Genomic DNA, 12,226 nt, shown 5'->3' on the forward strand with positions numbered 1-12,226 from the left:
NGGGCCATCTCACCTCGTCCGGCTGGTTGCACGTGGACGCGGCATACGGCGGCGGCGCGCTGTTCTCCGACCGGCTGGCCGGCCACCTGGACGGGCTCGCGCTCGCCGACTCGGTGTCCCTGGACCTGCACAAGCTGGGCTGGCAGCCGGCTCCGGCCGGCGTCTTCCTGACGCCCCGTCCGGACGAGTGGCCCAGCCTGCGCGCCGCGCATGCGGACTACCTCCGCTCCGAGGACGACGAGGCCGCCGGCTTTCCCAGCCTCCTGGACCGGTCCCTGCGGACCACCCGCCGCGCGGACTCCTTCCCGATCGCGGTGACGTTGCGCGCGCTCGGCCGCGACGGGCTGGGCGCCCTGGTCGACGCCTGCCACGATCTCGCCCGGCACGCGGAACGGACCGTCCTCGCCGATCCCCGCCTCGAGGCCGCCTTTCCGGTCACGCTGAGCACGGTCGTCTTCCGCTACCGGCCGCAGGCCGGCGCCACCGGCTCGGCGGCGGACTGCACCACCGATCGACTGAACCGGCTCAACGCGGACATCCGTCGCACGCTGCTGCTCGACGGGCGCGCGGTGGTCGGCCGGACCCGAGCGGGACCCGATCGGGCCGTGCACCTGAAGCTCACCCTGCTGAATCCCGACGCCACCGAAGCCGACGTGGACGCGCTGCTCCGCCTGATCGCCGCGATCGGCGACGAACTCGCCGGCGCGGACGGCGGTGNCATCGGGAGCGCCTCGTGACCGGAGACCAGCCCACGGCTGCGGCCATCGCTGATGATCTCGTCACCGAGACTCTCCTGCGCTGCTGGCTTCGGGAGACCGGCGCGCTGCCGGCCGCCGGCGCCCGCGCGATCGACGTCAAGCTGCCGGCGTCGGGCCTGTCCGTCCGGGCGACGATGACCCACCGCTCGCCGTCCGGGTGGCACCGGTTCGCCCAGCCCGAGCTAGTCTCCCCGGCGGGCGCGCCGTCGGCCGTCGACGCCGGCCTGCTCGCCGCGCTCCTCGTCCGGGAGATCACCGCGGAACAGGGGCTGCCCGCCGCCCACGGGGCCGAGGCGCTGGACCGGATCCTCGATTCGGCCTGCCGGATCGCCGCCCATCTCGACGCCCGTCGGACACAGGGGCACCCGAGTGCCGTCCCCCCGTTCCTCGCCGCCGAGCAGGCGTCGCTCACGGGCCATCCCTTCCACCCGGCCGCGATGAGCCGGCAGGGGGCCTCCGACCGGGCGATGGCCGCCTACTCCCCCGAGCGGGCCGGCTCCTTCGCGCTGCACTGGTTCGCCGCTCATCCCTCGGTGGTGTCGACGTCGGTCGCCCCAGCGGCCGAGCGCAGCCCCACGGCGACATCGCCGGCGGGCCGCCATCCGGTCACGCGCCTGCTGACCGAGCTGTACGGCGGCGGTGCCGCCCACAGCGAGGCGGCGGGGTGCCGCCCGATCGGAGCAGGCCCGTCGGCACCGACCGGCGCCGACCTGGGCGGTCTGCCGGACAGGTGCCTTCCACCCGGCTACGTTCCGGTGCCGGCCCATCCGTGGCAGGCCCGTGAACTCACCGAACGCGCGGACAGCCCCCTTGCCCGGCTGCTCGCCGACGGCCGCCTCGTGGACCTCGGCGAGTCGGGCCCGCTGTGGTANCCGACGTCGTCCCTGCGCACGGTCTGGCGGCCGGACCGCCGGGTCATGCTCAAGCTCTCCCTGGGCCTGCGGATCACCAACTCTCGCCGGGTCCTGCATCTCGGGGAGCTTCGACTGGCAGAGATGATCACCAGGCTGGTCGACGCGGGCCTCGGTGCCGCTCTCACCGCCCGACATCCGGACTTCCACCTCATCGGGGAGCCCGACTGGGTGGCGGTCACCCATGNGGACCGGTCCCCACCATCCGGGAGATCCGAGCGGCTGGGCATCCCCCGGTCGGCCGGGACGTTCGGCGAGTCCTCGGACGGCAGCAACGGCGTGGTGGGGCTGGAGACCGCCATCCGCACGAACCCCTTCGGCCCGACCGATCGGGCGATGAGCCTGGCGGCGCTGATCGCGCCCCGGCCCGATCGGGCGGCGGACAGCCGCGGTCGGTCCCGGGCGGCGATGCTCCCCCGCCTGCTCATCCGGCTGGCCGACCGCCGGGGAGAATCCCCCCAGGAGCTCGCCGAGACCTGGTTCGGGCGCTACCTGAGCGTGCTCGCAGCGCCCGTGCTCGACCTGTACCTGTGGTTTGGTGTGGGCGTTGAGGCGCATCTGCAGAACACCCTGATCAGCCTGGACACCGACGGCTGGNCGGTGGCCGGGTGGTACCGCGACAGCCAGGGCTACTACGTGGCCGCCTCGGCCGCCGCAGCCATGGAACGCCTGCTACCCGGCTTCGCCATGGGCCTCGACGCGATCTTCGACGACGAACTGGTGGCGGAACGCATCATCTACTACCTGTTCGTGAACAACGTCTTCGCCGTGGCAGGGGCCCTGGGCGCGGCCGATGTCGCCGACGAACACCGCCTGCTCGGGCGAGCACGCAATCTGCTGTCCCGGATGGCCTCAGACACCCGATCGGACCACAGCCCGGCCGGGCCACCCGCCGTCCGCCGCCGGCTACTCGACACCCTCCTGACGGCCGCCACCCTGCCCAGCAAGGGCAACCTGCGCACCTGTGTGGACGGCCGCGACGAGCTGATCGGACCGGTGGCCACCCAGTCGGTCTACGTACAGATTCCGAACCCGCTGTTGGAGGCCGCCCCGTGATGTCCCGCATCCCGCCCGAACCCCGCGACGAGCCGCCGCGGACCCCGGTCACGGTGCCGGCATCCGGCCTCCCCCATCCGGAGGCACCGGACTACGACGTTGTAGGGGTCGGGCTGGGGCCGTTCAACCTGTCACTGGCCGCACTGGCCGACGGCCTCCCCGGTCTGCGGGCCGCCTTCTTCGAGCAGGCGCCGGCATTCACCTGGNACCCCGGCCTGCTGCTGGAGGGCANGACCCTGCAGGTGCCGTTCCTCGCCGACCTGGTCACCCTCATCGATCCGACCAGCCCATGGTCGTTCCTGTCCTACCTGCAGGCGCACGACCGGCTCTTTCGCTTCTACCTCTACGAACGCTTCCACATCCCCCGCCGCGAGTACGACGCCTACTGCCGGTGGGTCGCCGAGGGCCTGCAATCCACCCATTTCGGCGCCCGGGTGGAGGCGGTCCGCTGGCATCCCGACGCCGGGTTGTTTCGCCTCGTGGTCAGGCAGACGGCCCCGCCTGCTGCGACGGCGCACGCAGAGCCCTCCGACCGGGCTGGCACCTGGTCCACCCGGGTGGTGACCGCGAGGCATGTGGTGCTCGGAATCGGCACCGAACCGACCATGCCACCCGCCTTCGCGGGAGTCGCGGGTGACCGGGTGTTTCACTCGGCGTACTACCGCGAGCGGCGCACGTCCCTGGCCGGACTATCCCACGTCGCCGTGGTCGGATCGGGCCAGTCCGGCGCCGAGGTGTTCGCCGACCTGCTGCGCAACCAGCAGACGGCGGCGCAGCACCTGACCTGGATCACCCGCACCCCAGCCTTCGCGCCGATGGAGTACTCGAAGCTGGGCCTCGAACAGTTCACCCCCGACTACGTGCGCTACTTCCACGGCCTGGAGCAGGGCCGCAAGGACGCGCTCGTCCCGGCGCAGTGGCAGCTCTACAAGGGGATCGACGCGGACACCATCGCAGAGATCTACGACCTGCTCTACGAACGGACGATCGACGGTGGCGACGAGGCGGTCACGCTGCTGCCGGGGGTGTCGGTGCAGTCGGCGTCGCTGGACGGCGAGCGGGGAGAGACAGTGCTCGACTGCCGCCACGATGATCAGAACCGGGCCTTTGCGCTGACCACGGACGCGGTGGTGCTGGCCACGGGATACGCCGCTCGGCGCCCGGCCCTGCTCGATCCGATGGTCGGGCTGCTGGCTCTCGACGACGGAGGTCGGTTCCAGATCGACGCCCGTTACCGGATCGCCACCGACCCCAGCGTGACCGGACATCTCTACGTCCAGAACGCCGAGCTGCACACCCACGGGGTCGGTGCCCCCGATCTCGGCCTGGGTGCCTGGCGGGCCGCGGTCATCCTCGATGACCTGACCGGAGGACACGCATACCGACTGCCGCCGCCTTCGGCGTTCACGACCTTCGGTGCCCCTCCCCGGACGGGCGGGTCCCACCACGCACCGCGGGCCACGGCGACAACAGCGCCGACGGGCCATGTCGGGCCCGGCAGCGCCGCCGCCTCCCCGGCGGCGGATGGTGGGGGGCGTCGGGAACCCGACGGCGCGCGGGATGCAGCCTCCGATCGGGGGGTACGGCGGCATCCCGTGATGCTCGGGGAGGCCGACCGGTGACCCTCCGCCCACCTGCCGCAGGATCCCCGCCGCCGGTTGCGAGGCCGGGCGGGTCAGCCGACCGCTGGCGGCAGGCCGGTCGCATACTGCTGACCAAGCTCATCGCGGAACTCGCCTACGAGGATCTGCTCAGTCCGCAGATCGAGGACTACACCGGTGACACGGACCTCGCGGAGCATCCCCCGATCGGCCGGGGACCCGCGCTGGCCCACCGGCTGGTGACAGCCGGCGCCGTCTACCGATTTCGCGCCCGGCGGGGCACGTTCGGATCCTGGTGGATCGATCCCGCGAGCCTCACCCGCACCGCCCCGCCGGTCGACGGGCAGGGGACCATCCTGTCTCCCCCGAGCGGACCGGACGACCGCCGGCCGGTCGACCCGCGTGGCCAAGGGCGGATCGACGAGGCTGCCGCCGACGACCCGGTGCGGTTCCTGCGGGATGCGCAGTCCCTACTCGGATGGCCCGATCCGGTCCTCGCCGACGTGGTGCGCGACCTGCTCGCCACCCAGTCGGCCGATCAGCACCTTCTGGCCACGGCGTCGCCCGCGGCCCTCCTCGCCCGCCTGCCCTTCGTCGCGTTGGAAGGACATCAGTCGGGCCATCCCTGCCTCGTCGCCAACAAGGGACGCCTCGGCTTCGGCGCGGCCGCCAGCCGATACACCCCGGAGGCCCGGTCGCCCTTCCGCCTGCGCTGGGTGGCAGCGCATCCCGCGATCGGGCGGTACTGGGACATCGCCTCGACCGGTCCCGGCCTACCGGACGGGGCCGCCGCGGACCAGTCGGGCAATGCAGCTCTGGTCCGCGCGGAGCTAGACACCGAAACCCGCGTCCGCTTCGCCGACGTCCTCGCCCGTGCCCTGGTGGCCACTGCACCACCGCGGGACGCCGCCGCCCAGGCCAGCCACCTCCCAACGCCCACGGCACCCCCTTCGTCCACCGACCTCGGCCCGCTCACCGACCTCGGCCCATCCAGCTGCCGCGCCCCATCCAGCGAGCCCGACCCGTCCAGCGAGCCCGACCCGTCCAGCGAGCCGGGCCTGTTGGCCGTCGGAGCGGCGGCCGAGGACTACGTCTGGCTGCCGGTGCACCCATGGCAGTGGGAGAACGTGATCGTCCCGCTGTTCGCCGCCGAGCTCGCCACGGGTCTGCTGGTCCCGTTGGGCGAGGGACCGGACCGGTACCTCCCGCTGCAGGCCGTCCGCACGCTGGCCAACATCGACCGGCCGGAGCGGCGCAACGTCAAGCTTGCCCTGATGATCCGCAACACCCTGGTCTGGCGTGGCATGTCCGCGGCGGACGCCGCCGCCGGGCCGGCAGTGTCGCGCTGGCTGCTCGACCTGCGCGACGCCGATCCGTTCCTGCGGGAGGTGACGGGGGTGCTGCCGCTGTCCGAGGTGGCCGGCGCCGCCGTCGGCCACCGGGCCTACGATGCCATCCCCGGCGCGCCCTACCGGCTGCACGAGTTGCTCGGCGTGATCTGGCGCGATCCGGTGGAGCGGCATCTCGTCGACGGGGAGCAGGCTCGCAGCCTCGCGTCGCTGCTCACGATCGGGTCGGACGGACGGTCCCTGGCTGCCGAACTGGTGGCCCGATCGGGCCAGTCGGCCCGCGACTGGCTTGGCGCCCTCTTCACCGCGTTGCTGCCGCCACTGCTGCACTACCTGTACCGGTACGGGGTCGCCTTCACCCCGCATGGCGAGAACATCATCTGCATCTTCGACGCCGAGCAGCTACCCCGACGGATCGCGGTGAAGGACTTCGGCGCCGACATCGAGCTGGTGGACGGCGACTTTCCCGAACGCGCGGGCATGCCCACGCAGGCGGCCGCGCACTGCCGCCGCTGGCCCGGGCCGTTGCTGGCCCACTCGGTGCTCTCCGCCGTGTTCGCCGGCCACTTCCGTTACTTCTCCGTGCTCGCGGCGGATCATCTGCAGGTCGAGGAGGGCGAGTTCTGGCGGCTGGTCCGGGCGGCGGTCGANGGCTATCACGCGCGGTTCCCCCAGCTGGGGGAACGCTTCCGCGAGATCGATCTGCTCACGCCGCGGTTCGACCGGGTCTGCCTCAACCGCGAGCAGCTCGCCGGCGCCGGGTTCCACGACCGGGCGGACCGGGACGGCGGGTTCGACCTGATGCACGGGAAGGTGGCCAACCCGGTGGCGGCGGTGACCTCCCACGGGCCGGCGTCCCAGGCCGAGGTTTCGATGGCACGAACGGAGGACCAGTGACGTCGCTGCCAGCGCCGATACCACCCGCCCGCTCGGCGGGGCCCGCCGAGCGGCCGAGCCCGGCCGAACCGGCCGGCCACCCGCCCGCCCCCGCACCGCCGCAGCCCGCCGCCCCGGCATCGCCACCCGATCGGACCAGTACCAGCGACGGTGCCGGCCCGCGATCGGCGGACGCCGACCCCCAGGCCCTGGCAGATCTCCAGGCGCTGGCAGATCCGCAGGCCCTGACCGATCCGCAGGCGGCGGGCGTCGAGGCTCTGCACCGGCTGCTGACCGGCGACCACGCCGTCGAGGAGGTGGTCGTCGCCACCGTCGACCTGCAGGGCCGGCTGGTCGGCAGCGCCGTGTCCCCCGACCACTTCACCGGCGAGGTGCTCGCCGACGGGATGGGGGCGTGCACCTACCTGCACGCCGTCGACGTGGACATGCAGACCGACGGCGGCTATCCGCGCACTCCCTGGTATGACGGCTTCGGCGATCTTCGACTCCGACCCGATCTGACCAGCCTGCGCCGGGCACCGTGGCGCCCGTCCTGCGCGGTGGTCCTGGCGGACGCGACCTGGCCCGACGGGTCCCCCGTGGACGTCGCCCCCCGAGCGGTGCTGCGCCGCCAGCTCGACGCGCTCGCCGCCGCCGGACTCACCGCCCTCGTCGGGACCGAGCTGGAGTTCCTGGTCTTCCGCGAGTCCTACAAACGGGCGGCGCGGCGTTCCTGGTCGAGGCTTACTCCGGCCAGCCGCTACAACATCGACTACGCACTGTTCGGCACCGAGGAACTCGACGATCTGACCCGCCGCATCCGGCGGGCCATGGCCGACGCCGGGATCGCGGTCGAGTCGGCTCGGGGCGAGGTCCATCCGGGCCAGTACGAAATCGTGTTCCGCTACGCCGAGGCGCTCCAGGCGTGCGACAACCACGCCCTCTACAAGACGACCGCCAAGAAGATCGCCGCCGCGTCGGCGCAGGCGTTGACCTTCATGGCGAAGTACGACGAGGGCGAGGGAAACTCCTGTCACGTCCACCTCTCCCTGCGGGGGGTGGACGGGGACGAGCCGGTGTTCGCGGCCGCGGCCGGTGCCGGCCGATCCGACACCGCAGGGATGTCGCCGCTGATGTGCTCGTTCGTCGCCGGCCAGCTGGCCTGCATGGCCGACTTCACGTTGCTGTTCGCGCCCAACGTCAACTCCTACAAGCGGCTCGCCCCCGGCACGTTCGCGCCNACCGGGGTGAGCTGGGGGCGCGACAACCGGACGTGCGCCGTACGCGTCGTCGGCAGCGGGACGGGGCTGCGCATCGAGCACCGCGTGCCCGGCGGGGACGCCAACCCCTACCTCGCCGTGGCCGGCATGATCGCCGCCGGCCGGTTCGGGATGGAGCACGGGCTGGCGCTCGAGCCCGGCCGGATCGGCAACGCGTTCACCATGCCGGGACTNACGCCGCTGCCCGCGACGCTGCGCGACGCCGTCGAGCGGTGGCGGTCAAGCGCGGTGGCCCGCGCCGCCTTCGGTGACCGGGTGGTCGCCCATCTGGCGCATGCGGCTGAGGTCGAGCTGGCCGCGTACGAGAGCACGGTCACCGACTGGGAACGTCGACGCGGCTTCGAGCGCTTCTGAGCCGAGCCGGCGCCGGCGGCCCGCCGCCGCCCACGCACGGGGCCCCACAGCCCCCTTCTCGGGGACGGCCTCGATCCGGTCAGCCCGCCGACGGCCCCGGCCGCCCAGCCGGGCCCTGTCCGGCGTCGCCGCGCGGCGACGCCCCGCCCTGGGCCGCGGACCGCTGCGCCGGTGCCAGGCCCACAGCCGCCGATCCGTGCCCTGCGCGCGGGACGAGCGGGGAGCCCGGCCGGGCCGGGGGTGCGGGCGCGCGGTACTCGCGGAGTCCGAACCGGTCATGCAGGATCCGCAGGGGGCGCGGCGCCCACCAGTTCGCGTTGCCCGCAACCCGCATGAACGCCGGGACGAGCACCCCCCGGATGAGCGTCGCGTCCAGCACGATGGCCAACGCCGTGCCGACGCCGAACATCTGCATGAAGCGGACCGACGAGGTCGCGAAGGCGACGAAGGTGACGGCGAGCAGCGCCGCCGCGGTGGTCACGATCCGGCCCACCCGGGCGAGCCCGGCGGCGACGGCCTCGGCGTTGGAGGCACCGGCATCGTGCGCCTCCCTGATCCGCGACAGCAGGAAGACCTCGTAGTCCATCGACAACCCGAAGGCGATGCAGAACAGCAGCACTGGCATGGACGTGTCCAGCGGGCCGGGGGTGAAGTCGAGCAGTCCCTCGAGGTGCCCGTCACTGAAGATCCATACGGATGCGCCGAACACCGCGCACATGGCGAGGCCGTTGAGCACGATCGCCTTCACCGGTAGCAGCACGCTGCCGGTGAACAGGAACATCAGGACGAAGGTGGCCAACGCGATCAGGCCGAGCGCGAGGGGGAGCCGGTCGGCGACCGTGTTCTTGCCGTCTACCAGCACGGCGGGCGCCCCGCCGATCAGGGCGCTGGTCCCGGCGGGCGCCGGCACGGCCCGGGCGGCCCGGACGAGTGCCTGCGCGCGACCCGACGCGTAGTCCACCGAGGTCACCACCTGCAGCGAGTCCGCACCGGCGACGGCGAAGCGGCTACTGGTCGGCTCGGCGGGTAGGACACGGCGGCCCTGCACGTAGGTTCCCAGCGCACCGTCCACGCGGGCCACGTCGGGCAGCCGCGACAGCGTCGCCGTGTATGCGGCCAGCGCCGGCCGGTCGACCGATCGCGTCCCCTCGGCCTGCACGACGACTTCCATCGCACCGCCGAGGTCGGCCGCGAAGTCCTCGCGCAGCGCGTCCCCGACCACCCGGCTCGACGCGGAGCCGGGCTGAAGCACCCGGTCGTCCGGCGTCCCGAAGTTGACGTGCAGGAACGGCGCCCCGAGTACGAGCAGCACCGCGACCACCGGCAGCCCGGTGAGCACCGGGCGGCGCATCACCGTCGCCGCCACCCGCCGCCAGAACGGGGATTCGCCCGTCTGCCGAATCGCGATCGCGTCCCCCCCGTTCCCCCCATCCGCGCCGGAGACTTCCACCGGCCCGGACCGACTCGTCCGGCGTCGGCGGACCAGTCCGATCAGGCCACCCACCCGCCAGGAGTTCACCCGCTCGCCGAGCACCATCAGCAGGGCCGGCAGCGACACGATCGCCGCGACCACCGCCACCAGCGTCACCGCGATCCCCGCATAGGCCATGGACTTCAGGAAGAACGGCGGGAACAGCAGCATCACGGCCAACGCCACGATCACCGTGGCACCGCTGAACAGGATGGTCCGACCGGCGGAGTGAACGGTCACCGCCACCGCGTCCGCACGGTCACGCCCGGCCGCCAGTTCCTCGCGGAACCGGCTGACCATCAGCAGGGAGTAGTCGATGCCGAGGCCGAGGCCCATCGCCGTCGCGAGGTTCACGGCAAAGATCGACACGTCGGTGAGCCCGCCGATCACGGACAGCGTCGCGAAACCGCCGACGATGCCGAGCAGGCCGATGCCCAGCGGCAGCAGCGCGGCGACGACGCCGGCAAACGCCATCACCAGGAGCACCAGGGTGATGGGGATGGCGATCGACTCGGCCACGGCGAGGTCGCTGGAGACCTGGTTGCCGATGTCCTCGCCCACCGTCGCCGCACCACCCGGCAGCACGGTCACCGTGTCCGACCATTCTCGACTCGACTCGTAGCGATCGACGATGTCCGAGGCCTGGTCATCGTTCCGCACACTGGCCACGACCAGGGCCGATCGGCCGTCCCGGGAGCGCAGCGCCGGCCCGCCGCCGGTCCAGTAGGACACGACGTCGCGGGCGCCGGGCTGGGCGACGAGATCGGCCGCCACGGACCGGCCCGCGGCGGCGACCGTCGCGTCGTCGACATCCCCTCGCCGGGCGGTGACGAGAAGGAGCACGTTCGGATGGCCGTGAAAGCGGGNGTCCATCACATCGGCTGCCCGGGTGGACTCCGAAGCCGGGTCGTCGAAGCCCCCGGTCTGCAGCTTGCCGAAGGCGGTGCTCGCGAGGACGCCGCCGCCGAGCAGGACGACGACCGTGAGGACCAGCACCAGGCGAGGGCGGCGCGTCACCAGCGCCACAAGGGACGAGAACACGGCTTCCTCCACAGATGGGGCAACCCTGGAGAGAACAGTGTTCGCGCCGGGTGTTCTCGTCAAGGCCGAACTGACGCAAAGTTGACAGCGTTCACCCCGAGATCGACCATGGCCGCTGTGAGTAGTCCAGTCCCCCGCCGGGAGCGGCTACGGCGGGCCACCCTCGACGAGATCAAGCAGACGGCGCATGCCCAGTTGGCGGAGCTCGGTCCCGCCGCCCTGTCCCTTCGGGGGGTAGCGCGGGCGATGGGCATGGCCCCCTCGGCCCTGTACCGCTACGTGGACAGCCGCGAGGTCCTGCTGGCGGAGCTGACGGCCGACGGCTTCGCCTCGCTGGCCGACGCCCTCGAGGCAGCGTTCACGGCGGGCGATCCGCACGATCATCTCGGTCGGTGGCTGGACGTCGCCCGGGCGCACCGCCACTGGGCGCTGGACCACGCCGTCGAGTACACGTTGATCTTCGGTACGCGGGTACCGGAAGGCGGGTTCGTCGGCACCCGGGTGGCCGCCGAGCTGCAGCGGTCGGTGACCGTGCTGTTCCGCTGCATGACGGAGGCGATCGAGGCCGGACTGGTCGACACCGGCCATGTCGAAGCCGGGCTCACCCCGACGATGCAGGTCAGGCTGCGCGCCTGGGCTGGCGACCACGGCGTGGCGATCGACCCCGGTGGCATGGCGGTCTGCCTGGCGGCCTGGACCCAGTTGCACGGCTTCCTGTCGCTGGAGTCCTTCGGCCACCTCCCCCCGGCCCTCGAAGATCCTGCCGACCTGTTCGACCGACAGATGATCGACGTGTTCACCCAGGCCTGCCGGGCGATCGTCCCGGCGAGCCCGCCCGGCGCGGATGACCCGACCCGACCGGACCGGACGGTCGGGTCTGGACCAGCCCGCATGGGCGGCCGGTAGAGCACCCGACCGGGCCACCCGGCCCGGTCGGGGCAGATCGGTCAGGCCGAAGTACGCATCCGGCGCTCCAGCGCGTCCAGTGCGACCCGGCGGGCACTCTTGATCTCCGGAAGTCGGGCCTGATACGCCGGTGCCGTGGCCAGCGGCTGGTAGAAGCCCATACGCGGGACGAAATCCGTCTCGTCGTAGCCCGGCGGCCGGTGCAGAGCGTAGGTGCGTCCCGGAAAAAGCAGGTCGTAGTTGTCGGCGATCTGCCAGATGGCGACGTGCGGATCGACACGGCGCCGTTGGAAGTACGCTTCCAGGACATCGATTGTGAAACTAATCTCATGGAACTGTTTCACGAGGCTGTGGTAATGCTGGCCGACCTGATACTTGATCGGCAGCTCGACCTGCAGGCTGTCCGAGTAGTCGAGCAGGTCGAGCGCCAGAACCTTCAGCGAGGTCTCCACGCCATACCCGCGCGAGAAGGCCAGCGCCGCGAAGACATCCGCGTCGATGACGAACTCCCCGATCAGGGGCTGGATAGTCCGCGTGATGGACGGCACATACCGGGCGAGCTGTTTCGACAACAACGATCGCAGCATCTCCGTGGTGCGCCCGCCGGGCTGACCGTCACCCGT

Annotated in this window: 7 protein-coding genes and 9 pseudogenes; 13 read left to right on the forward strand and 3 right to left on the reverse strand. The window is 72.3% G+C overall.

The window, feature by feature from the left end:
- Position 1: 1 nt before the first annotated feature.
- From FF86_RS52455 to FF86_RS52505, 12 genes and pseudogenes are all read left to right on the forward strand, one after another.
- Positions 2 to 717, forward strand: a pseudogene (locus FF86_RS52455) (pyridoxal phosphate-dependent decarboxylase family protein); the annotation flags it as partial.
- 175 nt (positions 718 to 892) lie between these two features.
- Positions 893 to 1,629 (forward strand): IucA/IucC family protein (locus FF86_RS62785; RefSeq protein WP_304438161.1); only part of this gene is annotated, 737 nt, incomplete at its 3' end.
- Between the two features lie 13 nt (positions 1,630 to 1,642).
- Positions 1,643 to 1,856, forward strand: a 214-nt coding sequence (locus FF86_RS52465; protein ID WP_242419089.1) for an IucA/IucC family protein, incomplete at its 3' end; no start/stop codon positions are given.
- Between the two features lies 1 nt (position 1,857).
- Positions 1,858 to 2,266 (forward strand): annotated as a pseudogene (locus tag FF86_RS62790) (IucA/IucC family C-terminal-domain containing protein); the annotation flags it as partial.
- 1 nt (position 2,267) lies between these two features.
- Positions 2,268 to 2,725, forward strand: a pseudogene (locus tag FF86_RS52480) (ferric iron reductase); the annotation flags it as partial.
- The coding region (locus FF86_RS52485) for a SidA/IucD/PvdA family monooxygenase (protein ID WP_242419074.1) at positions 2,725 to 2,931 on the forward strand (207 nt) is incomplete at its 3' end. The pseudogene FF86_RS52480 and the gene FF86_RS52485, both read left to right, overlap by 1 nt.
- Positions 2,932 to 2,957: 26 nt before the next feature.
- Positions 2,958 to 4,347, forward strand: a pseudogene (locus FF86_RS19350) (lysine N(6)-hydroxylase/L-ornithine N(5)-oxygenase family protein); the annotation flags it as partial.
- The coding region (locus tag FF86_RS19355; protein WP_242419075.1) for an IucA/IucC family siderophore biosynthesis protein at positions 4,344 to 6,325 on the forward strand (1,982 nt) is incomplete at its 3' end. The pseudogene FF86_RS19350 and the gene FF86_RS19355, both read left to right, overlap by 4 nt.
- 1 nt (position 6,326) lies before the next feature.
- Positions 6,327 to 6,572 (forward strand): annotated as a pseudogene (locus tag FF86_RS52495) (IucA/IucC family protein); the annotation flags it as partial.
- A gap of 224 nt (positions 6,573 to 6,796) precedes the next feature.
- A partial coding sequence (locus FF86_RS19360) for a glutamine synthetase (protein WP_242419090.1) occupies positions 6,797 to 7,791 on the forward strand: 995 nt, incomplete at its 3' end.
- A 1-nt stretch (position 7,792) separates the two neighbouring features.
- Positions 7,793 to 8,004 (forward strand): annotated as a pseudogene (locus FF86_RS52500) (glutamine synthetase); the annotation flags it as partial.
- A 1-nt stretch (position 8,005) separates the two neighbouring features.
- Positions 8,006 to 8,185, forward strand: a pseudogene (locus tag FF86_RS52505) (glutamine synthetase); the annotation flags it as partial.
- Between the two features lie 79 nt (positions 8,186 to 8,264).
- Here FF86_RS52505 and FF86_RS19365 read toward each other — a convergent pair.
- The coding region (locus FF86_RS19365; protein ID WP_242419076.1) for an MMPL family transporter at positions 8,265 to 10,522 on the reverse strand (2,258 nt) is incomplete at its 5' end.
- A gap of 1 nt (position 10,523) precedes the next feature.
- Positions 10,524 to 10,697 (reverse strand): annotated as a pseudogene (locus FF86_RS62795) (hypothetical protein); the annotation flags it as partial.
- Between the two features lie 108 nt (positions 10,698 to 10,805).
- On the opposite strand from FF86_RS62795, the gene FF86_RS19370 reads away from it, so the two are divergent.
- A complete protein-coding gene (locus FF86_RS19370; protein WP_052681347.1) occupies positions 10,806 to 11,603 on the forward strand; it encodes a TetR/AcrR family transcriptional regulator in 798 nt (265 codons plus the stop codon).
- 41 nt (positions 11,604 to 11,644) lie between these two features.
- Here the strand turns inward: FF86_RS19370 and FF86_RS52510 are convergent.
- Positions 11,645 to 12,226 (reverse strand): annotated as a pseudogene (locus FF86_RS52510) (hypothetical protein); the annotation flags it as partial.

The organism is Frankia sp. CpI1-P (assembly GCF_001421075.1).
Taxonomy (GTDB): domain Bacteria; phylum Actinomycetota; class Actinomycetes; order Frankiales; family Frankiaceae; genus Frankia; species Frankia torreyi.